This is a genomic window from Pedobacter sp. L105 (assembly GCF_009765875.1).
GTDB lineage: Bacteria > Bacteroidota > Bacteroidia > Sphingobacteriales > Sphingobacteriaceae > Pedobacter.
The window spans coordinates 607,130-630,695 of the sequence record NZ_LMUP01000004.1 but is presented as its reverse complement, the minus strand read 5'-3'; the positions used below and the strand labels follow the sequence as shown (position 1 = coordinate 630,695).

18 protein-coding genes are annotated in these 23,566 nt (G+C 41.3%); 11 read left to right on the top strand and 7 right to left on the bottom strand.

Annotated features, from left to right (window positions below; translation table 11 throughout):
- Window positions 1-4: 4 nt before the first annotated feature.
- Complete coding sequence (locus GSQ84_RS07880; RefSeq protein ID WP_158796699.1) at window positions 5-754, bottom strand: RNA methyltransferase; 750 nt, start codon at window positions 752-754, stop codon at window positions 5-7.
- On the opposite strand from GSQ84_RS07880, the gene GSQ84_RS07875 reads away from it, so the two are divergent.
- Window positions 745-3,099 (top strand): BamA/TamA family outer membrane protein, encoded by a 2,355-nt coding sequence (locus tag GSQ84_RS07875; RefSeq protein WP_158796698.1) that lies wholly within the window; start codon window positions 745-747, stop codon window positions 3,097-3,099. The two genes, GSQ84_RS07880 and GSQ84_RS07875, sit on opposite strands and share 10 nt — an antisense overlap.
- On the opposite strand, the gene GSQ84_RS07870 is transcribed toward GSQ84_RS07875, so the two are convergent.
- From GSQ84_RS07870 to GSQ84_RS07860, 3 genes are read right to left on the bottom strand one after another with little or no spacing between them, the layout of a single operon-like run.
- On the bottom strand, window positions 3,096-3,626 hold the full coding sequence (locus GSQ84_RS07870; protein ID WP_158796697.1) for a hypothetical protein: 531 nt from the start codon (window positions 3,624-3,626) through the stop codon (window positions 3,096-3,098). The genes GSQ84_RS07875 and GSQ84_RS07870 overlap by 4 nt on opposite strands.
- A gap of 40 nt (window positions 3,627-3,666) precedes the next feature.
- Window positions 3,667-5,994, bottom strand: a complete 2,328-nt coding sequence (locus GSQ84_RS07865) for a patatin-like phospholipase family protein (protein WP_254070805.1) — start codon at window positions 5,992-5,994, stop codon at window positions 3,667-3,669.
- A gap of 23 nt (window positions 5,995-6,017) precedes the next feature.
- Window positions 6,018-6,512: a TspO/MBR family protein gene (locus GSQ84_RS07860; protein WP_158796696.1), complete on the bottom strand. Its 495-nt coding sequence runs from the start codon at window positions 6,510-6,512 to the stop codon at window positions 6,018-6,020.
- Between the two features lie 96 nt (window positions 6,513-6,608).
- On the opposite strand from GSQ84_RS07860, the gene GSQ84_RS07855 reads away from it, so the two are divergent.
- Window positions 6,609-7,157: an acyl-CoA thioesterase gene (locus tag GSQ84_RS07855; protein ID WP_158796695.1), complete on the top strand. Its 549-nt coding sequence runs from the start codon at window positions 6,609-6,611 to the stop codon at window positions 7,155-7,157.
- A gap of 300 nt (window positions 7,158-7,457) precedes the next feature.
- On the opposite strand, the gene GSQ84_RS07850 is transcribed toward GSQ84_RS07855, so the two are convergent.
- Entirely contained in the window at window positions 7,458-8,006 is a 549-nt protein-coding gene (locus GSQ84_RS07850; protein ID WP_158796694.1) for a hypothetical protein, read from the bottom strand.
- Between the two features lie 437 nt (window positions 8,007-8,443).
- Window positions 8,444-9,079, bottom strand: a complete 636-nt coding sequence (locus tag GSQ84_RS07845) for a DUF4159 domain-containing protein (protein WP_158796693.1) — start codon at window positions 9,077-9,079, stop codon at window positions 8,444-8,446.
- Between the two features lie 158 nt (window positions 9,080-9,237).
- On the opposite strand from GSQ84_RS07845, the gene GSQ84_RS07840 reads away from it, so the two are divergent.
- From GSQ84_RS07840 to GSQ84_RS07800, 9 genes are all read left to right on the top strand, one after another.
- Entirely contained in the window at window positions 9,238-10,233 is a 996-nt protein-coding gene (locus GSQ84_RS07840) for a MoxR family ATPase (protein ID WP_158796692.1), read from the top strand.
- Window positions 10,230-11,117, top strand: coding sequence for a DUF58 domain-containing protein (locus GSQ84_RS07835; RefSeq protein ID WP_254070804.1), 888 nt, complete (start codon window positions 10,230-10,232; stop codon window positions 11,115-11,117). The genes GSQ84_RS07840 and GSQ84_RS07835 overlap by 4 nt, the downstream gene beginning before the upstream one ends.
- A gap of 1 nt (window position 11,118) precedes the next feature.
- Window positions 11,119-12,528 carry a BatA domain-containing protein gene (locus GSQ84_RS07830; protein WP_158796691.1) on the top strand — a complete coding sequence of 470 codons (1,410 nt, stop codon included), beginning with the start codon at window positions 11,119-11,121 and terminating at the stop codon, window positions 12,526-12,528.
- Between the two features lie 5 nt (window positions 12,529-12,533).
- Complete coding sequence (locus tag GSQ84_RS07825) at window positions 12,534-14,684, top strand: DUF4175 family protein (RefSeq protein WP_158796690.1); 2,151 nt, start codon at window positions 12,534-12,536, stop codon at window positions 14,682-14,684.
- A 1-nt stretch (window position 14,685) separates the two neighbouring features.
- Entirely contained in the window at window positions 14,686-16,467 is a 1,782-nt protein-coding gene (locus GSQ84_RS07820; RefSeq protein WP_158796689.1) for a hypothetical protein, read from the top strand.
- A gap of 53 nt (window positions 16,468-16,520) precedes the next feature.
- Complete coding sequence (locus GSQ84_RS07815; protein WP_158796688.1) at window positions 16,521-18,155, top strand: TldD/PmbA family protein; 1,635 nt, start codon at window positions 16,521-16,523, stop codon at window positions 18,153-18,155.
- 2 nt (window positions 18,156-18,157) lie between these two features.
- On the top strand, window positions 18,158-19,474 hold the full coding sequence (locus GSQ84_RS07810) for a TldD/PmbA family protein (RefSeq protein WP_158796687.1): 1,317 nt from the start codon (window positions 18,158-18,160) through the stop codon (window positions 19,472-19,474).
- A gap of 75 nt (window positions 19,475-19,549) precedes the next feature.
- Entirely contained in the window at window positions 19,550-21,187 is a 1,638-nt protein-coding gene (locus GSQ84_RS07805) for a TldD/PmbA family protein (protein WP_158796686.1), read from the top strand.
- A 5-nt stretch (window positions 21,188-21,192) separates the two neighbouring features.
- Window positions 21,193-22,530, top strand: a complete 1,338-nt coding sequence (locus tag GSQ84_RS07800; protein WP_216848894.1) for a TldD/PmbA family protein — start codon at window positions 21,193-21,195, stop codon at window positions 22,528-22,530.
- A 62-nt stretch (window positions 22,531-22,592) separates the two neighbouring features.
- Here GSQ84_RS07800 and GSQ84_RS07795 read toward each other — a convergent pair whose 3' ends face one another.
- Window positions 22,593-23,516, bottom strand: coding sequence for a LysR family transcriptional regulator (locus GSQ84_RS07795; protein ID WP_254070803.1), 924 nt, complete (start codon window positions 23,514-23,516; stop codon window positions 22,593-22,595).
- Between the last annotated feature and the right edge of the window lie 50 nt (window positions 23,517-23,566).

Below are 23,566 nucleotides of genomic sequence, written 5' to 3'. Positions count from 1 at the left end.
CAATTTATTTCTTAAAATTTCTGCTAATGTCTGCACAAAATATAGCTGCGGATACCGCAACGTTCAATGATTCAGCAAGTCCCACCCGCGGAATAGTTACAGGGCGGTCAATCAGCGCCACCACTTCTGGGCTTACTCCCTGTCCTTCGTTACCCAAAACAACCAGGCCTTCGGTTCCCCATTCCGTTTCGTAAAGGCTGTTTCCGTCTAACATCGCTCCAAATACAGGCAGGCCGGCTTCTTTGAGGAAAAGCGGGAGGTCATGGTAACTTACATTTACCCGGCATAGTGAACCCATCGTTGCCTGAACGGTTTTGGGATTATATACTTCAACAGTATGGTTGGAGCAGATCACGTTTTTAAAGCCAAACCAATCGGCCGTCCTGATCATTGTACCCAGGTTCCCCGGATCCTGAACGCCATCCAGTACAAGGGAAAATGTGTTTTTCAGGGTGCTTTTATCAAACAGCGTATCAGCTGGTATGCTCACCAGGGCAAGAATACCCTGCGGGGCTTGTAAAGTACTTATCTTCTCCAATTCGGCACTGGTTACTTCAAATAACTTTATATTTGCTGGTAATTTAGATAGTAAAGATTGATATTGATCCAGAAAATATATACTTTGGATCTGATATGGTGAGGGGACAAATTCTAAAATTGATTTTATTCCTTCAATTATAAATATCCCATGCTCTTTACGGTACTTTTTTTGATGTAATGATTTTATAAAACCTATCTGAGACTTTGAAAGCATATTCTATTGATAAAAATAAATTCCCGTTTCCTGCAATATTACTATTTATTATCCTTTTTGTTACCGCTTGTTCTTCTACAAAATTAATTGATAAAAATCAGGCGATCGTAAAAAGTATAAAAATAGACAGCATTCCATCCAAATACAATGAAGAGGCTTACACCTATATTCAAAAGGATATCCGCCCTGCTCCCAAGCTGGGGATTATGGTTGGCCTTTACGATATGTTTTATACCCTGTTTAAAACAAAGTCTGTAGGTAAGCCTGCCCCTTTAATGGATAGTACGCTGGTCGAAATTTCCCGCGCCCAGGTAGAAAAATACCTGATGAGCAAGGGGTATTTTATGGCAAGGGTGCAGACGGAGATTAACATTAAGAAACAGCGTGCTAAAGTGGTTTATAAAGCAAGTCCGGGCCCTGCGTTTTTTATCGCTAAGATCAACTATAAGATTCCGGATACAGTATTGAGTAAGCTTTATGATGTCAAAAAAGTAGATTTCACCCATTTGCATGTAGGAATGCAGTATGATGATGATTCGCTTTCATATGAAAGAGACCAGGTTTATGCCATGATGAAAGGGGCCGGATATTATGATTTTTCCAGGCCTTATGTAAGGTTCACCGTAGATTCGGCCCTGCACAACAGCAAGACGAATGTGGTGCTTTTAATAGACAATCCGGAGAATGGAAAACATCAGAAATATACTATCGGTCAGACCAATATATTGATTGCTCCAAACAGTAATGGTTTTCCTGATTCTATTAGATTGAACCCCAGAACGGTAAGGGGGATCAGGTATACTGATCTTTCAAAACGTTACCGAAGGGCTCCTATCGTACGTTATGATTTTTTAAAACAGGGTGAAACCTATGATGTTATCAAAGAGAACCTAACCTACGACCGTTTGTATGAGCTGAACGTTTTCAAAAATGTGAAGCTCGAGTATTCGAAAAATAAGGACACGGCCAATGTACTGGACCCTATTATTCAGCTTACGCCACAAAAACGTATGAGCAACAGGGTGGAGGGGGAGATTCCTTTTAATGCAGGTACGGTAGGTTTTACCGTTGGTGATACTTATGTAGACAATAATATTTTTCATGGATCAGAACGTTTCGAATTTCAGGTAAAAGGAGGGCTGCAATCCAGGATAGGCTCCGGTGCTTTCTTCAGTGATATCTATCAGCGGGATTTTTCCGTGAGCGGAACGCTCTCTGTGCCACGTTTGATGGTACCTTTTGATATCCCCCTGATGGGAAAGAATGGGATGCCTGCTACGATATTCTCCAGCAGTTATGTTTTTTCCCTGCAGCAGAATATCTTTGTCCGAAGGGTGTACCTGAACTCAATTACTTACCAGTGGTATGAAACTAAATCTAAAGTGCACTCCTTTACTCCTTTAAATTTGGAGTATCGTTTTGGCGGTCTTTTGCTAGATACCACTACAGCATATGGAAAAGGTATTGTTGCCGATAACTCTTATAATCTTAAATTGCTGGCCAGAAAAGATATCACCCTGGGCATGAAGTACGCCTATACAGTAAACGCAGATAAACTATTGTCTACTAAAGATTTTGTTTACTTCAGGGGAGATATTGATATCGCTGGTAATATGCTTCAGGCAGCTTCTAAACTGATTGGCGAAAATCAATACCCCGGAACATTTTTGGGTTTGCCTTTTAATCAGTACGTAAGGCCCGAGGTTGATGTGAGATGGTATAATAATTTAGGGCTTAACAGGCAATTCGTAGCCCATCTTAACACAGGAGTGGGTTATGCCTATGGAAATTCAACCGCTATTCCATTTGAAAAGCTATTTTATGCAGGAGGATCTACTGGCATCAGGGCCTGGCAGGCAAGAACATTAGGGCCAGGAAACTATAATCGTGGTAATTCTGTCACTTCACAAGCAGCCCGGGAAACTTTATACGGTATTGACCAGCTGGGTGAAATGCATATTGAAGCTAACCTTGAATACCGCTTTAGACTGATAGATAACTTCTTTGGCTCTAAACTCAATGGAGCTACTTTCCTTGATGCAGGTAACGTATGGAATATTTCTCCCCATAACCCTCAGCCGGAAACCTATTTCAATTTTAAGAATATTGGTAACCAGATTGGAGTGGGAACAGGATTTGGTTTAAGGTATGATCTCCAGTATTTTATATTCCGTTTTGATGTGGGTATTAAACTCAGGGATCCTCAGTTCGATCCTTCCCAGCAATGGGTAATCACCAAGCTGTTTAGCGGAGGGAAAGAATTTAAAAGTGATTATGAACTGAAAAATAGCCCTGACAGTTATCACTTTTTTCAGTATAACTTTGGAATTGGATTGCCTTTCTAAAATGCCTTTTTCAGGTTATCAAATATAGTTTCAAAAAAGGTGGATAAGTTTAGACCATTGCTGTGGTTAAAATAAACATAGACCAGCAGAATGATTACTATGATAATAATTAGTCTTCTGAAGGCAAAAGCAAGGAAAATCAGGATTAAAGGGAACAATACCAGCCACATGCTATTGATGGTATATGGGTTAAGGGTGCCATCTTTTTTGTATACATATAGCAATTTACTGTGCGTACCCTTGTCGTTTTCATGTTTCACATAAACAAAGGATGATTTATCCAGCTGCATCGGTAGATTGCCCACGCCATCATTAAACTTAATGTGCTGGGTAAAGCCGCTTATGGTAAAAGTATAGACACCATTGATGTTTTCCATGGGTTCACCCAATGAATCGGCCGCAATAATGGCCAGTTTACTGTTCTTCAGCAGGCCTTCCTTAACCAGGAAGTTGTTGATGTTGGCGTTCTGTGCAAAAGCAGAACTGGAGATCAGTAAGAATAATAAACAGTAGTAAATCGTTTTCATCGGGTTTTTTGTCATTTATCCTTCTATTTTTTTGTCTGATTTATTCTATAGAACGTTTATTATAAATCAGATATCCCAAATGTAGCAAAATGCCGTTTCTTTTTATGTGGTCGTCATATAAATTATAACTCACGCTGATAGGGCCTAAAGGGGTATGGTAAACCAGTCCTGCTGTACCTGCATAGAGGTAATGGTTAAATACCGGGGAGTTCTTTACATCCTGGAACCCCATCTGGGTAATTTCCTGGTAAGGCATAAACAGGTAGCCTTCTATTCTCAGGTCGATATTCCTTCTTAGTTTAAAGACGTTCTTTAATCCCCCTGCCAGGTAACTGCTTGCCCTGAATTTTTCCAGGAAGATAGATCTGCTGTCCTGCAGCGGATAAAATGCCGGAGAAGCAAGAAGGGTAGAATAGTAATTGGAAAATAGCGGCTCATTTGAAATCACACCTTCTATCAGGTAGCCCAGCGTGTAATTTCCCTGATGTAAGAAATAGTTATCATCACTTATTTTGATGCTCTCCCAGTGCCGGAATTTCCGGATCACCTCGATGTTATCTGCCTGAACAGAACCAGGGCTTTCCCTTGAAATATTTCCCGGTGTATAGTTCTCTTTACCGGTAAAATAATTGACTGCAAACAGGAAGTTCCTTCCCCGGCTGGCATACTGTTTGGCATTTAAGGTGTTCTGCTCAAAAGCAAGGGTAGATCTTAGTCCGTTGAAGACCGTTTTGTCCAGTACATCACCTGTGTTAAAGGTGTTGTTAGGACTATAATTGTCTTCATTATTGATAAATGAAGTACCCAGGGTGATCCTCGTGTTCCGGTTCAGGGGGATGCCTCCTTTTAATTCAATTTTTCTGTCCGACTGTTCAATATAGGTGGGGTGCGGATCTTCAATAAAGATCTTGCTGGTATTGTAGTAATCAAAGTGATTGTAGGTCATTTCTCCGGCCAGGAAAAAAGGTAATTTAGAGGGGAAATCAACGCGGCCATTCAGCTGCGCTGACTCATAAAAACGGCCGGAATAAAAATCAGTGCCAAACGTATAGGCTTTGCGGTCCAGGTAATTGTATTGAATCCCAAGGTAAGCAGTACTGATTGGCCTGCTGGCAATAACCCCGCCCAGGTCTACTTTAAAACTTCTTTTGGGCTGGGCTACAATTTCGAAGGTATAACTGTCAGATGCAGGATTATAGGATATTTTTGGATAGACGGTTTCGAAGGTTTCATCTGCCACGAGTTTATAATATCCCTGACGGATATCTGCGAGGTCGAATGTAGGTTTGTCCCTTTTGAACAGACGTTCGATATAACGTTTCTGCTCATTGTTCACCCCGGTTACAATCACCTGGTTGAAGATCAGCTGCGGTTTTTTGTTGTTAAATTTGTTCCTTCTGAGGGCAAGTTCTTCTGCACTTTCCCTTCGGTGTACTGCTTTAAGTATCTGTGGCATTTCTGCCATTGTTGCATCATAGCCCTGTTTAATCAGGTCTGCAACAGGATAAAAATTGCTGGCGCTATATTCCTGCAGGTTAGGCTGAATATATATCCCGTCTTTTCCCACCAGGGTAGAATCCGACCGGGACAATAACATAAACATCATTAGTTTATTGACCAGCTGTTCATCGCCGTTTTTAGGGTATTCTTTAAAATTTTTGGATGATACATTTACGCCGATCAGGTAATCGGGTTTAAACTCCTTTTTCATCACATCTGCCGGGAAATTATTATACAAACCTCCGTCAAATACGTATTTGTTGTCTAATTTAATGGGTCTGTAAACCAGCGGAACAGTCATGGTTGCCCGTACAGCTTCTGCCAGGCTGCCGCTTTTTACCGTGATGCTGGTTTGTGAAAAAACGTCAGAAACCATGCAGCGGTAGGGTACAAAAAGATTGTCGAAGTTATCTTTTGCAATGGCTGAAGCTTGTGAAAGGAGTTCAAGCAGGGCGAAATTCAATGGTATGTCATTTACCAGGTTACCCCTGATGCTCATTTTCCATGCCGTATCAATCGCAATTTTGGCGCTAAGCATAGAGGCATTCACATCTGTTTTTTGAAAGTAAAAACTATAGTCGCTTTTATAACGCCCATTTACCCAATCCTGAAAGTCGGTAGTCAATGCTATTTTTTCTATTTGTTCGGGAGAATAACCCGCAGCATACAGCGCACCTACAATTCCACCCATGGAAGTGCCGGTAATGTAGTCTATAGGGATGTGATTCTCTTCCAGTGCTTTGAGTGTGCCGATATGGGATAATCCCTTTGCCCCTCCGCCGCTAAGCACTAAACCTACTTTCTGGGCATTTGCCTGAAAAGCCCAGCAGCAGAGGATGAAGACAAGTAATTTCTTTGACAGGATCACTTTCCTAAATTACCTATTTTCTTTTAGACCTGATTTAAAATAAAAATATTATAAGTCAGGAAAGTAGCAAAACTTACCCACAGGAAATAAGGAACAAAGAGCAATCCTGCGGTTTTATCAATTTTATAGAACACGGTACCGTTAATCAGGATCACCACCAAAAGGGCACAAATCTCTATCAGGGCAGCGCCGATGAGGTGTTTGTAAAAGAATAAGAACGACCAGCCCAGGTTAAGGATTAACTGAATGAAATAAATCGCTATCGTTCCCGGGAGATGATTGATCTGATCTTTTTTCTTCCAGACCAGGTAGGCCGCTATTCCGATCATTACAAATAAAGTTGACCATACCGGCCCAAATAACCAGTTAGGCGGATTAAAGGAAGGTTTATGAATACCTGGATACCAGGTATGTACAGATTGTACGGTAATCAGTCCACCAGCAGCTGCGAAGATCATTGGAACCAAAATGTTAATTAGAAAAGGGAAGAATTGAAAACGTGTTTTATCGCTGCTCATGTAGCTGTAATTATGCTTGTGCAGGCTCAATAATCATGCCTTTCAAATTTGCCTGCCACATAAAAAAAGCTAAATTAGCGACCTAATCCTTTCTCCATGTTAGATTTTAAGCCCGTTGGCAATTCGCAGATCACATTGACAGAACTGATGATCCCTTCTTATTCAAATTTTGGCGGAAAGATACATGGAGGGCATATCCTGAGCCTGATGGATAAGGTAGCTTATGTATGTGCAGCAAAACATTCTGATGGATATTGTATCACGGCTTCAATTGATGTAGTTAATTTCCTGGCCCCGGTAGAAGTAGGGGAGCTGGTTTCTTTGATGGCTTCGGTCAATTATGTAGGGAATACTTCTATGATCATTGGTATCAGGGTAGTTTCTGAAAACCTGAAAACACATGTGGTTAAACATACCAATACCAGTTATTTTACCATGGTGGCTATAGGGGATGACCATAAGCCGAAGCAGGTTCCAGGGTTAATTTTAAAAAGTCAGGATGATATCAGGCGTTTTTCTCAGGCACTAAATAGGAAAGAGTTAAAGAACACTTATAAGAAGGACGAGGCTATGATTAAGAATATCTATGACAGGGATAGCTTTTTGCAGATTTTGCAGCATGAACGCTGTAAAATTGAGCTGTAGGTTTGTATAAAAAAAAGCCCTTTTTAAGGGGCTTTTATTGAGACTTTGCCCAGAATTTTGTCCTGCCCCTTATGGCTCCTCAGAGTATTATCCTGTCTCCCTTGTTAATGTTTGTTAAATGAAATAAAAAGCCCCCGATTAAGGGGCTTTTTATTGAGACGTGACCAGATTTTTGTCCTGCTTTTTAAAGCTCCCCAGAGTATTACCCTGTCTCTTGTTCTAGTGCAAATGTAGATAAAAGTTTTTAATTAAGAAATAAAAAAGAAAAAATATTTTTAAATATGTTTTTAATATTTGTTTTTATGTCGTAAAAGTATCTATTAGCTTGATCTTTCCATTGATTTTCCTACTTAAAGTTGAACTTCCGTCCATATTTATTCTTATCTGATATTCACCTTCAGCAAAATAAAAATCATCTTTTCTGATTGCTGTAATAACGGTTACTTCATATCTATTTAAAACAAGGTAATGGTATTCTGCAACAATATTTAAATTTAATCCCTTTTGATGTTTTAGAGTTAAAATAATTCTTTGGTTTCTCATAGATGCCCAAAAATTCACAAAAGAAAAACTTCGAACCTTGATCGAATAAAAAATCAAATGTCTCGCAGCTGCTATAATTAAATTTTTAACAACATCCGGTTCAATACCTTCCCGTTTACCATATTCGTCTCCATGTCTTTCCCTGTGATAATAGTGTTTGTTAAACCAGATGTCAAACTCGATATTTTCTGCACTTGTAAATACCTTCCTTGCAGTATCTGAGCATTTATTTGTTGTGAAAGCCAATGAATCAATTGCTGCAATTTCTCCTATAATTTCATTGGTAATTCTTCTCCTTTTACCCATTATAATATTTGTTACTTTAATTCATCTTGCTGTGTAATTGAAGTTATTCTTCTGTAAGTGGAATTTAGACAGCTAATACGTATTAATGTTTCAAATATAAATTTTAATGTAACTAAAAGTATAATATTATTTTGATTATTACCAAATAGTGTAATTTTGTAAAAAAATGGTTAATTGGCAGGTGTCAGTTATAACGGCTGTTATTAGCTTATAGAAATTGGTAATTAAACTGACTGAATTTTTAAATTGACGACAGCAAGCCGATTAATTGCAAGTAGCTCACCTGATCGTATTGCGCTTCATTTGCGCTATTTCTGCGCTTATAGTGCGCTATTTTCCAGTTAAGGCGTATGATAAGCGCTTTAATAGCCCATGATAAGCGCAGGTGTTCAAAGTAAACAACTAATGTGCTCCCTTTTATTAGCCCGAAATAAATATTAAATAGAGTTTTTTACGCCCATGGCGTAAAGAATAATGTTCACCCCAAATTTGGTGTTGTCCTGCGCCAGGAAACGTTTGTTCCTGAAATCATAGTCCCATTCGCAACCATAATCTTTATTGCTGTACAATACGCCAATGCGGTTATCCACTTCAATCGCTTTCAGATAATCATGAACAAGATCGTCTCCCCATCCGTTCAATTCAAAAGAAGTAGTAGGAGGCCCTTTCTCAAAGCTGAAAAATGAATTATATATAGGGTGGTTATTAGGGATCTTTTTCATGGCGTGAGGGCCAAATAGCGCATCCATTTGCGCCTCAAAAGATTTAGAGAATAAGCCGTCGATATCATGGTTACAATCGTCTACAAATACAAATCCACCGTTCTCTACGTATTTCTTGAAATTGGCACCTTCCTGCTTGCTGAACTGAACGAGTTTATGTCCGCTTAAATAGCAAAACGGATAATTAAAAATGTCTAAACTGCTCAATTCGATCACTTTTTCTTCGGGATCAAAGGGGATAGTCGTATATTCCAGTAATGAATTAAGGATGTTAGCAGGCATACGCTGATCAGTATCCCAATCGCCAGAATTGTATTTTAAACGCGCAAAAGTGAATTTAGCCTTTAACATTTCACTAAAATACTGCTTAATTGAATATAATCACAGGTAATTCGGGCACTATGATGTAATTTTTTCGATATCTGGCAATATTCTGAGATTTCTATATTTATTTCCTCTTATATTGAGAAAGATTTAACCCGAATTGGCAAATAATTAAATATAATATCTTGGAGATTTCACAAAATAACGTAGAAACGCTGGTGTCTAAGCTTTCACTGCTGAAAAAGGAAATACAAAAAATAATTGTTGGCCAGGATGTAGTTATAGAAGAGATGCTCATTGCTTTAATGGCCGGTGGTCATTGTTTACTGGAAGGAGTGCCCGGATTGGCAAAAACATTAATGGTACGCAGCCTGTCCCAGGCATTGGATTTATCCTTCAGAAGGATACAATTTACGCCCGACCTAATGCCGACGGATATCCTGGGTACAGAAATCCTGGAAGAAGACCATGTTACCGGAAAGCGCTTTTTTAAATTTAACAGGGGGCCAATCTTTGCCAATATCATTCTTGCTGATGAAATTAACCGGACGCCGCCTAAAACCCAGTCAGCTTTGCTGGAAGCGATGCAGGAGTTTGAAGTTACCTATGGCGGCCAGACTTATTCGCTGGATAAACCTTTTTTTATTCTTGCAACCCAGAATCCTATTGAGCAGGCAGGTACATATCCGCTTCCCGAAGCACAGCTAGACCGCTTTCTGTTATTTGTGAAGATCGGATATCCTTCAGCAGAAGAAGAGGTAAGGGTATTGAGCAGCACTACAGGAGCAAAAAAGGCGAAAATAGAAGCTATCATTGGTGCAGAAGATATCCAGCAATTGCAGGCTTTGGTACGTGAAGTAAGCATCAGTGAAGAAATGGTGACTTACGTAAGCCAGCTAATCAGGGCAACGCGTCCGGAAACTACAGCTTATCCTTATATCAAAGAATGGGTAAGATGGGGTGCAGGACCCAGAGCAGGACAGGCACTGATTCTGACGGCTAAAGCAAGGGCGTTGTTCCATGGCCGTTATGCAGTGATCGCAGAAGATATCCATACGATGGCATACCCTGTTTTAAGACATCGTATACTGATGAATTTTAAAGCAGAAGCCGAACAGGTTACATCCGACCGTGTTACACAGGAACTGATCACTTTAGTAGAGAGACCAAACTGGAAATGAGTAAACTACTTGATCCGAAAATATTAATGGCAATAAAAGATCTTTCACTGGCGGCGAAAACTACCATTGAAGGGTTAATGAATGGAATTAATAAAAGTACGGTCAAGGGTCCGGGTATGGAATTTAGTCAATATCGGAGTTACCAGCCCGGAGACGACCTGCGGCTGCTCGACTGGAAGATGTTCGCCCGGTCGGACAGGTATTATATCAGGGAGTCTGAAGTAGATACCAATATTGCTATCCGCTTGATTGTTGACGCCAGTGCTTCCATGAATCATCAGGACGGCAATTTTAAAAAAATAGATTACGCCCGTTACCTGGCTGCATCTTTGGCTTATCTTGGTAATCTACAGGCTGATGCTATAGGATTAAATATTTTAAAGGAAAATGAGATCTTTTCCCTGCCGGCCAAACAGGATTACCAGCATCTTTCACGCTTGTTTTTTCAGCTGGAACAGATCCAGCCGGGAGGCGTGTTTACTAATGCAGATCAGTACAAGCAGTTTTATGGCGGTTCACAAAAAAGGGAACTGATCATTTTTATTACCGACCTCTATGAAACGGAAGAAGAAATTTTTGAACTGCTTAGTCAGTTTAATGCCCTGAAACACGAAGTGATTGTATTCCATATTATGGGAAGAAATGAGCTGGAACTGGACTTTAAGGGATATTCTACTTTTGAAGACCTGGAAACGGGAGTTACGATAGAAGTAGACCAGGCGGGGACAAGAAAAGCTTACCTGGCCAATTTAAACAGTTACCTGGAAAAGGTGAAAACCAGGGCGCTGGACAAAAGAATATTTTACAGACTATTATGCATGGACGAGCCTTTAGACCTGGCTATCCGTGATTTTTTGAATCAAAGAAAGAAATTAAGAATATAACGTGCTCCAATTTTTATATCCCTTAGGTTTATTGGCTGCTGCCGGACTCATTGTTCCTGTGGTGATCCACCTATGGAACATAAAAAATGGTAAAACCCTGAAAGTAGGAAGTATATCCTTATTGGGCGATCCATCTAATCAGCGGTCCCGGAATTTCAGGGTGAGCGACTGGCCTTTGTTACTATTGCGGATACTCCTGATCCTGTTTATTGCTTTTCTATTGGCGTCCCCTTTGTTCAGTTCCAGACATGCTGCTGCGGAAAAGGCGGGATGGGTGTTGGTAGAAAAACAGCGGTTCCATGAACTTTGGCCGGCGCATAAGAAAGAGTTTGATTCTCTACGCCAAAAGGGTTACGAGCTCAGGGATTTTAATACTGGTTTTTCTAAACTGGACTGGAAAGATACAGCAACCGTTTTTTCTGTTCCTGTTCCACTTTCTTATTTTGCACTGATCAGGCAGTTAAATACGGCATTGGCTCCGGGAACTTCAGTTTATTTATATACCGGTAATCGCCTGAACAGATTTGAAGGGACACAACCTTTTACAGCGCTTCACTTAAAATGGAAGACTATTCCTGAAAAAACAGGAGAGCTAACTTGGCTTGCAGCAACTTACAAGCTAAATAAAGGTGGTGTAAGGAAAGTCACAGCATATTCTTCTGCAACTGGCGACAGCTATAAAACAGAAGATATTAAAGAAGCTACCGATACCAATAAATTGCAAGTGTTGATCTTTGATGCGCATCAATCTGTTGATGAGGGATACCTCAAAGCAGCTATCCATGCCATAGCAGATTTTACACAACGGGATATTCAGATTAAGAATATCAATTCGTTGGCGCAGGTTACAAAATCGGCCAGTCTTCTTTTCTGGCTTTCTGACCAGGAATTAAGTCCTGATCAGTTTAAAAACCTGCCATCGGGTATTTCATTTTTCAATTATGCCGGTAAAAAAGCAGAGAAAGTAAAATCTGTTTTGCAGTACCCATCCGGAACAACAGCCGCAGATTTATACCAGCGTACAAAATTTGACGGACAGTTGCGGCAAGCTATTTGGATGGACGGTTTTGGACAACCGTTGCTTAGCCTGAGTTCTTCGGCACATCTTAAACACTATCAGTTTTACAGCAGGTTTAACCAAAACTGGACTAACCTGGTTTGGACCAATGGTTTGGTGATGGCTTTACTGCCAATTGTTATTCCGCATCAGGAAGCTGAATTTGGGTTCCCGGCAGATAATAGGTCTGTCAGGGCGGTTAATGTTATTCCGCATCCAACTTATGAAAACAAAACTGCCGGCTCCTATTTCTATGAGCAAAAATCATTATCAAGTTGGTTTTGGTGGCTGGTGCTCATCCTGTTTTTTGCAGAAAGGTTCATTACTTACAGAAAATTAGAGAGAAAAGTATGACGGGCATGGAGGGAAAACAATGGCTGGAGGAATTAAGGAAAAGATGGGTGATATTTTCTTTTGGAAAAGTATTGGTTTTATCGCTGGCTTCTGCCCTGATTATTGCGGCTTTGCTGTTTCACTTTTTCCAATGGGGAATCATTGGATTTGTAGTGCCTTTTATTGTTGTTTTCTCCTTTTTATCCCTGCGCAGCAAATATTGGGAGATATCCATCACTGCAGCATCCAGATTTGCAGATCTACATTTTCCTGAAGTAGAAGAAAGTAGTGGATTACTCTTAAAACCAGCTGAAACCTTATCTTTTCTGGAGCAGCTGCAATTACAAAAAGTAAATCGGGTATTGCCCTTGCAAAAGCAACCTGCAGGTCCTCTGCAACAAATGAAGGTGCCGCTGATTTTTCTGCTGGCAGGTGCAGCGATCAGCTTTTTTGTCTTTAAACTTCCACATACCTATTTTTCTCCGGCACCAGAAACAGCCCTTACTATAAATACAGGTACTAAGGTGAAAGAGGTAATTCCTTTGCAGATTTCGTCTTTTAAAGTAGAGATCACTCCACCATCCTATACCGGGAAGCCAACCAGGACACAAAAACAGTTTACTATTCTTGCAGAAACAGGATCAAGTGTGAAATGGGAAATTCATACTTCGCAACCTCTGGGAAAATTGAGTTTGCTTTTAAATGATAACGAATCACTTTCGCTGAAACCCTTAAATGCAGAAAAAACATCCTGGACCTTAGCTAAGGTGATGCTTATACCGGGTTTCTACCAGGTTGTACTGGATGGCAAGAAGTCTGATTTTTACCAAATTGAAATTATATCCGATCAGCCGGTGGCGATAAAAATAACCAGGCCTGCACAGCACAGTACCATTGATGTGGGGCAGCCTCAGCAGCTTAATCTGGGGGTATTGCTAAATGATGATTACGGAATTTCTGATGCCTATTTGTCGGCAACCATGGCAAGTGGTAAGGGCGAGGCAGTGAGTTTCAAAGAAAAGAAAATTGCCTTTAACATAGCTTTTAATCATCAAAAACAGGTGAAACTAGACAAGCTGATCCCGCTGAAGGAACTCGGGATGAAACCGGGGGATGAATTGTATTTTTATGTGAATGCCACTGATAACCACGGACAGCAAAGCCGTTCGGATATGTACATTCTTTCTATTCAGGATACTACTGAATTGATGAGCCTGACGGGTATCGATAATGGGGTAAATCTCGTACCTGAATATTTCAGGAGTGAGCGCCAGCTGATTATGGATACAGAAAAGCTCTTAAAGGAAAAATCTACTTTAACAGAGACAGAATTTAAAAACCGGAGTAATGACCTGGGGATCGACCAGAAGATGCTGCGTTTGCGTTATGGTAAATTCCTGGGTGAAGAAACGGAAGCGAATATTGGTGGCGGTCATGAAGATCCGAAAAGTGAATTTGCCGAACATGGACATGACGACCATGCAGAAGGGGCAAAGTTTGGCGATATGCAATCCACTATGGAGCAGTATGCACATAAACATGACAATGCCGAGGATGCAACGTTTTTTGAACCACAGCTTAAAGCACAGCTAAAGGCTACCTTAACCGAAATGTGGAAAGCTGAATTGCAATTGAGAACATATTTTCCACAGGAGGCATTACCGTTTGAGTATAAGGCCCTGCGTTTGTTGAAAGACCTGCAGCAAAAATCAAGGGCTTATGTGGCTAAAACAACCTTTAAAACCAGTCCGCTGAAAATGGAAAAAAGACTGACCGGGGAACTGACAGATATTAAGATCATCACGACTAAAAGTGATTTCAGCGGCGATGGAAATTCACAGGTTAAAATGGAGCAGGCTATCGGGTTACTGGAAAGGATGAAAGACGGACAGTCCAGGACCCCGGCAGAAATGAGCTTACTTTTAGCCGGAGAAAAACAGCTGATGGATGGGGCGGCAATTGCTCCAGGTGCTTATTTACCCGGTTTAAAAGCAATTAAAAAAATTATTGGTGCCGGTCAGTCTGGAAAAGTGAACTCTGTTGATCTTGCCCTGGCAGAAAAGGGAATGAATGCCCTGCTTGGAAAAAAAGAGGTTAGCCCTGCCAGCGAAACGGCACACTCTTCTTCGGCACTGAGCCGCTCTTATTTTAACCAGTTAAAACGCTCAATGCCATAAGATGGAAAAAAACTACCCAATGATCATTGCTGCGGCCATTCTGTTACTTTTTCTGCTGTATAAAGAAGTGAAAAGGGTAAATCGGGACAGGCTTTTTTTACGCTTGTTAGCTGTTGTGCTGGCTGTTGGTGCTTTGATTTGTTTGGCTTTTCCTATAAAATATAAAGTTCAGCGGAATACTGATCCGCATGCATTGCGGCTGCTGAGCGAAGGTGCAGATATGAGCTTGTTAAAAGATTCAGCTTATTTTACAACAGATAGCAGTGTTTTACTGGCCGGTGGAAAACATATTAAATATATTCCTGATCTGGCTTATTATCTGCAAACCCATCAGGATGTTAACCGTATTCAGGTAAATGGATATGGTTTGCAATCAGAAGAACTGAAAGGTTTGGCAGGTATTACATACGATTTTCGTCCCGCACCTTCGCCGGAAGGTGTAATCTCGTGCTCCTGGCAGCAAGTGCTTAAACAGACTACCGTGCTTTCCGTTCAGGGTATGTATAACAATACCAGTGAAAAACCGGTAAAGCTTGTTTTAGAAGGACTGGGCTCAAAACTAGATTCTGTTACCATTATGGCACATCGTCAGGATCGTTTTTCCCTGAAAGGTCAGGCTAATCAGTTGGGAAAGATGGTTTATGGTTTAAAGGTGTTTAGTGGTGCTGATATTTTACACCAGGAAAATATCCCCTTCCAGGTAGCCCCTTCAGTTAAACCCAGGTTACTGATTTTATCATCTTTTCCTGATTTTGAATATAAATTCTTGAAGAACTGGTTATATGAAAATAAATACCCGGTGGTTTACCGAACCAGGATTAGTAAAGATAAGTTTAGCACCGATCAGCTCAATACACCGGTTGTAAACGCTGCGGATCTCAATACCGGAATGCTGGGTAAGTTTGATCTGGTGATTGCAGATGATCAGGAACTTTCTGCTTTAAGCCCGGCTGCTGTAAGCAGTTTGCGCACTGCAGTAAGCCAGGGCTTAGGATTGCTGATCAGGATGAATGATGTAAAAGCCTTGTCTGTATTTGCAAAACCATATAAATTATATGAAACGGCAGATAGCGGAGCGAAGTCATTTACTCCTGTTTTGGCTGGAGAGATAGCCGCAATGCATGCCATTCCCGGTTCTCCATCTTTTTATATTCAGCCCCAGTCTGCAGAGCAGTCCCTGGTTAAGGATCAGGGAGGTAAAGTTTTGCTGAGTTCAGCGTTATATGGAAATGGTAAACTTGCTGTTTCTGTCATCGCCTCTACCTATAACTGGAAATTATCGGGTGTTTCATCAGATTACACCCAATTCTGGTCGGCCGTAATCGGTACAGTAACCAGAAAAGATGAATCGAACAGCAACTGGACGGTGTTCCCGGCGTTCCCCGTGGTTGGTGAAGAGACTAGGGTGAATGAAGAAACCACTACTGCAAATGCAATTCCAAAACTAACTGTTAATCAGCAAACATTAAGTCCTGTGCAGCACTTGTCACTGCCCTTTGTTTGGAGAGGGACATTCTGGCCGGAACATACGGGATGGAACGAACTGAAAATAGATAATCATCCTGCGGATTACTTTTTTGTTTATGTGCATCAGGATTGGGAGTCGCTTAAGCAGCAGGAACGATTGCTGGAAAATCTTAATTATTCAAAAAAATCAGCTGCTGTAAAAGAAAATAGTGGAATTCAATCAGAAATGATTGAAAAAGAGCTTTCTCAATGGTGGTTTTTTGCGATTTTCCTTCTTTCTGCTGCATATATCTGGTTTGAAACCAAAATGTTATAAAACAATTGCATAAAAACAATTAAATTGTAACACCTAAACTAAAAACCAACATTTTGAAAAGAAAAGACTTTATTTACCTCTCAGGAATGGGGATTGGAGCGCTGATGCTTCAGGACCTTGCCGCTTTAGGCAATTCAATTGATCCTTTACAGGCACTTGATGGTGTTGATGTAAAGATAAAAAAAGAATTAGCAGACGCTGCTTTGAATGCTGCCCGTGCAAAAGGGGCAACCTATTCGGATATCCGCATTGGCAGGTACCTTAACCAATTTATCTCTACACGCGAAAAAAGGGTGCAGGGAGTGGTTAATACCGAATCTTATGGCGTTGGCATTCGCGTAATTGCCAATGGATGCTGGGGTTTTGCCGCTACGAACATCGTAACCAAAGAGGCGGTGGCAAAAGCTGCAGAACAAGCGGTTGCAGTGGCTAAAGCTAATGCTAAGATTCAGGGAGAATCAGTACAACTGGCGGCCCAGAAAGGTTACGGCGAAGTAAGCTGGAAGGCACCCATAGAAATTAATACTTTCGGCGTCCCGGTAAAGGAAAAAGTAGATCTGCTGTTAAACGTAAATGATATCGCCCTGCAGAATGGTGCAAGTTTTGTCAATTCCGTACTATTTGCAGTAAATGAGCAGAAGTATTTTGCTTCTACAGATGGTTCTTATATCGATCAGGATATCCACAGGATCTATCCTACTTTTACAGTAACCAAAATAGACCGCGCTTCAGGCAAATTCCAAACGGTAAATGCACTGAGCTCCCCTATGGGTATGGGGTATGAGTACCTAAGCCCGCGTCCTGAAGATAAAGTTCCGGGAATAGTTACCCGTTACAAAAACAGGTATGATATATTGGAAGATGTTAAATCTGCAGCCAAAAATGCAGAGCTGAAAATAAAAGCCAAATCGGTAGAGCCTGGAAAATATGATCTGGTTCTGGATCCTTCCCATTTATGGTTAACCATCCATGAATCTGTTGGTCACCCTACAGAGCTGGACAGGGTATTGGGTTATGAGGCTAACTATGCAGGTACCAGTTTCCTTACACTGGATAAATGGAAAACCGGGAAGTTCAACTTTGGAGATAAACTGGTAAATATCGTAGCCGATAAAACACAGGTAGGTTCACTGGGAGCAGTAGGTTATGACGATGAGGGTGTGCAATGCGGTAAATGGGACCTGATTAAAGACGGTATATTAGTCAATTATCAGGCTATTCGTGATCAGGCACATATTATCGGGTTGGAACATTCTCAGGGCTGCTGTTATGCTCAGGGCTGGGATGATGTACAGTTTCAGCGCATGGCAAATGTATCGCTGCAGCCGGGTAAAGCCAAGCTAAGTGTAGACGATATGATCAAGAATGTAGAGAAGGGAATTTATATTATTGGTAACGGCAGTTTTTCTATTGACCAGCAACGCTATAATTTTCAGTTCGGCGGTCAGCTGTTCTACGAGATCAAAGAAGGTAAAATTGTAGGTATGCTGAATGATGTTGCTTATCAGTCCAACACTCAGGAATTCTGGAATTCATGTAATGCGATTTGTGATGAAAGCGATTACCGTTTGGGCGGTGCTTTTAACGATGGAAAAGGGCAGCCGTCACAGAGTAATGCAGTTTCGCATGGCAGTTCTACTGCACGTTTTAATGGGGTAAATGTTATTAACACAGCTAGAAAGATCTAATCATGTCAATACTAACTAAAGAAGAAGCTCAGGCTATATTAAAAAAAGTAATTGGTTTTTCTAAAGCCGATCAATGTGAGGTAACGTTATCAGGAACAAGCGGTGGCAATATCCGTTATGCGCGTAATGCGGTATCCACCGCAGGTGAGATCAGTAATATGAGTTTGGCAGTAAGTTCCTCTTTCGGTAAAAAAACCGGAACGGCAACGGTCAATGAATTCGATGATGTATCCCTGGAAAAAGTAGTGCGGAGGGCAGAAGAACTCGCTCAGCTTTCTCCGGAAAACCCTGAATTTATGCCTGCTTTAGAAGGTCAAACCTTTGAAGAGGCAATTACCTATAATGCCGAAACTGCGGCAATGACACCCGATACCAGGGCAGAAATGGTGCTTAAAAGCCTTACTGTAGCCAAAGAAGCCAAACTGGAAGCTGCGGGTTTCCTTGAAAATTCAAATGGTTTCAGGGCGCTAATGAATTCAAAAGGTTTATTTGCCTATAATAAAAGTACAAATGTTGCTTTCTCTGTAACCGTAAGGAACCATGAAGGTACAGGTTCGGGTTATGTTGATCAGTCTTTTAATAATCTTAATAAACTGGATACGCTGGCGCAAAGTAAAATTGCCGCGATGAAAGCCGTAGGATCTGTGGGGGCTAAAGCGATTGAACCAGGAAAGTATACAGTTATCCTGGAGCCATTGGCAGCGAGTGATATGATCAATAATATGTTCCGTGGTTTTGATGCCAGAAGTGCCGATGAAGGAAGAAGTTTTATGAGTAAAAAAGGTGGCGGTACCCGCCTCGGTGAACAGCTTTTTAACGAGCAGGTGACCATTTACTCTGATCCAATGAATCCTGATTTACCGTCTTCTACCTGGAACAACGATGGTTTACCAGTGAAAAAAACCGTTTGGGTAGACAAAGGCGTAGTGAAAAATTTGAGTTACTCCCGCTATTGGGCAAAGGAAAAAGGTGTTGCCCCACTGCCCTTTAGCAGAAGCATGATCATTGAAGGCGGAACACAGTCGCTCGAAGAGCTGATCAAAAGCACTGAGAAAGGTATTTTAGTGACCCGCTTCTGGTATATCCGTTCTGTAGATCCGCAAACGCTGCTGCTGACAGGTTTAACCCGTGATGGTACTTTTTATATTGAAAACGGCGAAATTAAATTCCCGGTGAAGAATTTCCGCTTTAATGAAAGCCCTGTGATCATGCTGAACAACGTAGAAGCATTGGGAAAACCGGTTAGATCTGGTGACCTGCTGATTCCGCCAATGAAAATCAGGGATTTTACCTTTACATCGCTCTCAGATGCAGTATAAAATTCTTCGTTAACAATAAAATTTCTGCGTTTAATTGGTATATTTAGGAACCTAACAACCTAAATCGATTAACTCTTGAAACGCAGAAATTTTATTTACTTAACTGGTATGGGGGCGGCTGCGGCCATGCTTCCGGCAATTCCAGTATGGGGCAATGAGATCCCTATTGAACAATCCCTTGAATATGTAGATCCCGCAGTAAAAAAAATGTTGTCGGATGTGGCACTCAATGCCGCCCGCAGTAAAGGGGCTACCTATACAGACGTCCGCATTGGCAGGTACTTGAACCAGTATGTGGTCACCCGTGAAGATAAGGTAGAGAACCTGGTCAATACCGAATCCTATGGTATCGGTATCAGGGTGATTGCCAATGGCAGCTGGGGTTTCGCCGCAACCGATAAAATGGATAAGGATGGGATTGCCAAAGCAGCAGAGCTGGCGGTAGCTATTGCCAAAGAAAACTCCAGGCTGCTGACCTCTCCTGTTCAGCTGGCAGAACAGAAGGGATATGGTGAAGTTTCCTGGAAAGCGCCTATTGAGAAGAATGCTTTTGAAGTACCTATTAAGGACAAGGCCGATCTCCTGCTTTCTGTAAATGCTGCGGCTATGGCCGGAGGTGCAGATTATGTAAATTCTATTCTTTTCATGGTCAATGAACAGAAGTATTTCGCTTCTACAGATAATTCTTATATCGATCAGGATATACATAGAATATGGCCTACGTTTTTCATCACTAAAATCAATAAGGAAACGGGTAAATTTGAAACCCGTAATTCACTGAGTGCCCCTATGGGTATGGGATATGAATATTTGGATGCCAAACCTGAACATAAGATCCAGACCGCTATGGGCGTGTTGTACAAAGGACGGTATGATATGGTGGAAGATGCCAAACAGGGTGCCGTTCAGGTAGCTGAAAAGTTGAAAGCCAAATCGGTTGAACCTGGTAAATACGATCTTGTACTGGATCCGTCACACTTATGGTTAACGATTCATGAGTCTTGTGGTCACCCGACAGAGCTCGACCGTGTACTGGGCTACGAAGCTAATTTTGCAGGAACCAGTTTCCTTACCCTGGATAAATGGGAATCTAAAAAGTTCAATTATGGCAGTAAAGAGGTCGATATTGTAGCCGATAAAACCCAGGTAGGTTCATTGGGAGCAGTAGGATACGATGACGAGGGGGTGAAGTGTGGTAAATGGGATATCATTAAAGATGGTATTTTGGTTAATTATCAGGCCATCCGCGATCAGGCACATATCATCGGATTAGACCATTCTCAGGGCTGCTGTTATGCTGATAACTGGAGCAGTGTACAATTCCAGCGTATGGCGAATATTTCCCTGCAACCAGGTAAAAAACCGTTGACTATTGCTGATCAGATCAAAAATGTTGACAAGGGGATTTATATTGTTGGCGATGGCTCTTTTTCAATCGACCAGCAGCGTTATAATTTTCAGTTTGGCGGACAGCTGTTCTACGAAATTAGCAAGGGAAAAATTGTAGGCATGTTAAAAGATGTGGCTTACCAGTCGAATACCCAGGAGTTCTGGAATTCCTGTTCGGCAGTTTGTGACGAGCGTGATTACCGTTTAGGAGGATCTTTCTTTGATGGAAAAGGTCAGCCGATGCAGTCGAGCGCAGTTTCCCACGGTTCGGCCACCGCGCGTTTTAATGGAGTTAATGTGATCAACACTGGTAGAAAAATCTGATAATTATGCCAATACTAACTAAAGAACAAGCCAAAGTAATTTTAACTAAAGTACTAGGCTACTCAAAAGCAGACGAATGTACTGTATATATCAGCGGTTCGGATGGCGGTAATATCCGTTATGCCCGCAATTCTGTAAACACCAGCGGTGCTGTGAGTACCACCACTTTACAGGTCACTTCTGCCTTCGGCAAAAAATCTGGTGTAGCCACAATCAACGAATATGATGATGCTTCGCTCGAAAAAGTAGTAAAAAGATCGGAAGAGCTGGCTAAGCTGGCCCCGGAAAATCCTGAATATATGACATTGCTTGGCCCGCAGACCTATGGTCCGCAATCACCGGCATTTTCTGAAATTACTGCAGCTGTTGGTCCTAAAGAAAGGGCAGATGCAGTAGCGCAGAGTTTGGCAGTGTCTAAGGAAAATAAGCTGAATGCGGCTGGTTTCCTTGAAAACAGCGCCAGTTATAGTGCGCTGATGAACAGCAAGGGGTTATTTGCTTATGATACTTCGACAGATGTTGCTTTTAATATTACCATGCGCACTTCAGACGGTAAAGGTTCTGGATACGCTACCCGTGGGTATAATGATTTCAGTAAGCTGAATGCGAAACATGATACAGAGATTGCGGCTAAAAAAGCATTGTCATCTGTTACTGCCAAGGCAATTGAACCCGGAAAGTATACCGTTATTTTGGAACCTACGGCAGTTGCGGTAATGTTGGAAAACATGTTTTTTGACCTGGATGCACGTCAGGCTGATGAAGGAAGAAGTTTTATGAGTAAGCCCGGCGGAAAAACCCGTTTGGGAGAGCAGCTGGTTGATGAACGCGTCAATATTTATTCAGATCCATGGAGTCCGGAATTGCCTGGTTCAGCATGGGCTGGTGATGGCCGTCCTCAGGAAAAAATCGACTGGATAGAGAATGGAAAGGTTAAAAACATGTATACTTCCCGCTATTGGGCAGCTAAAACAGGTATTAAACCAATACCCAACCCAGGTAGTATCATTATGAAAGGTGGTACCAAAACACTGGAAGAACTGATCAAAGGAACAGAAAAGGGAATTTTAGTTACCCGTTTGTGGTATATCCGTTCGGTTGATCCACAAACATTGTTGTTAACAGGTTTAACCAGGGATGGTACATTTTATATAGAGAACGGTGAAATCAAGTTTCCGGTAAAGAATTTCCGCTTCAATGAAAGCCCGGTGATCATGCTGAATAACCTGGATGAAATGGGAAAAGCAGAAAGGACGGTTAGCGCAGAATCTAATCAGAATTATTTGCTTCCTCCGTTGAAGATCAGGGACTTTACTTTTACTTCGTTGTCTGACGCGGTTTAAGAACGATTTTTACAGCGCCTGTCTTTTTTAAGGCAGGCGCTTTTTTTACTTTATAATAATTACTACATCACCTTTCTGATCAGTTCCTTAATCACCTTGATTTCCTCTGCATACTGACTCTTTTTTCTGGTGGCAAAATACAGCGTGTTTTCTAAAACCGGGCTCCCTTCCCAAATCACTTTTACCTGTTCTTCCTCAATTTCCTTTTTGCCTAAGTGATTAGGGATAACGGCAAGCCCTGTTCCGCCGCTTAAACAACGGACAATAGAATTCAGGTTAGGGACAATATAATTTGGCCTGAAATCTGGATATTTATTAAAATTCAGCTGCCAGAACCGGCGCAGATGTTCCATATCTCCCGTCGTTCCATACCATTTATGTTTTTTCAGCCATTCCACCAATTCGTTCCGGTCTCCTTTTTCGAGCAGCTGGTTAAACTCCGTTTGGTCAACATTGATCCCGCCAAGCAGTACAATTCGTTCAGAAGAAAAAGCTTCATGTTCAATATTGGTTGTAGTGCCGGTTTGAGGAGTAATGATCAGATCGAGGATCCCTTTATCCAGGTTTTCCAGCATTTCCGGGTATTCCCCAAACTGGATGATCAGGTTAAATGGAAGAGAAGAAACATAAGGTTCCAGCGTGATCTGGAAGGTTTCAAAACACATACCAACACTGATGGTAGGGGTGTGTTTTTCGGTGCTCTTCTGGAAGTTTTTTTCGGCTTCTTCTAATTTTCCTAATGCTTCTATAATGAAATTATAAAACACCTTGCCTTTTTCAGTAGGCACCATTTTCCTGCCTGTACGATCAAATAATTTATAACCTACATAACTTTCCAGTGAACTCAGGTGTAAACTTACCCCCGGCTGGGAGATGAATAGTGATTCCGCTGCACCTGTCAGGGTTCCAGTTTTGTATATTGCCTTAAACGTTCGGTACCATTCTAAATTAACCATATTTCTGTGTCCTGATACAAAGTTAATCATTTAACAGGCTTAACTTAAAAACCGGATATGTAGAATAATCGGGGTTTGAT

Bases quoted from the DNA above. Each gene is read 5' to 3' on its own strand.
- GSQ84_RS07880 (WP_158796699.1), bottom strand. From the start codon at position 754: ATGCTTTCAAAGTCTCAGATAGGTTTTATAAAATCATTACATCAAAAA.
- GSQ84_RS07870 (WP_158796697.1), bottom strand. From the start codon at position 3,626: ATGAAAACGATTTACTACTGTTTATTATTCTTACTGATCTCCAGTTCT.
- GSQ84_RS07860 (WP_158796696.1), bottom strand. From the start codon at position 6,512: ATGAGCAGCGATAAAACACGTTTTCAATTCTTCCCTTTTCTAATTAAC.
- GSQ84_RS07855 (WP_158796695.1), top strand. From the start codon at position 6,609: ATGTTAGATTTTAAGCCCGTTGGCAATTCGCAGATCACATTGACAGAA.
- GSQ84_RS07850 (WP_158796694.1), bottom strand. From the start codon at position 8,006: ATGGGTAAAAGGAGAAGAATTACCAATGAAATTATAGGAGAAATTGCA.
- GSQ84_RS07845 (WP_158796693.1), bottom strand. From the start codon at position 9,079: ATGTTAAAGGCTAAATTCACTTTTGCGCGTTTAAAATACAATTCTGGC.
- GSQ84_RS07835 (WP_254070804.1), top strand. From the start codon at position 10,230: ATGAGTAAACTACTTGATCCGAAAATATTAATGGCAATAAAAGATCTT.
- GSQ84_RS07825 (WP_158796690.1), top strand. From the start codon at position 12,534: ATGGAGGGAAAACAATGGCTGGAGGAATTAAGGAAAAGATGGGTGATA.
- GSQ84_RS07820 (WP_158796689.1), top strand. From the start codon at position 14,686: ATGGAAAAAAACTACCCAATGATCATTGCTGCGGCCATTCTGTTACTT.
- GSQ84_RS07810 (WP_158796687.1), top strand. From the start codon at position 18,158: ATGTCAATACTAACTAAAGAAGAAGCTCAGGCTATATTAAAAAAAGTA.
- GSQ84_RS07800 (WP_216848894.1), top strand. From the start codon at position 21,193: ATGCCAATACTAACTAAAGAACAAGCCAAAGTAATTTTAACTAAAGTA.
- GSQ84_RS07795 (WP_254070803.1), bottom strand. From the start codon at position 23,516: ATGATTAACTTTGTATCAGGACACAGAAATATGGTTAATTTAGAATGG.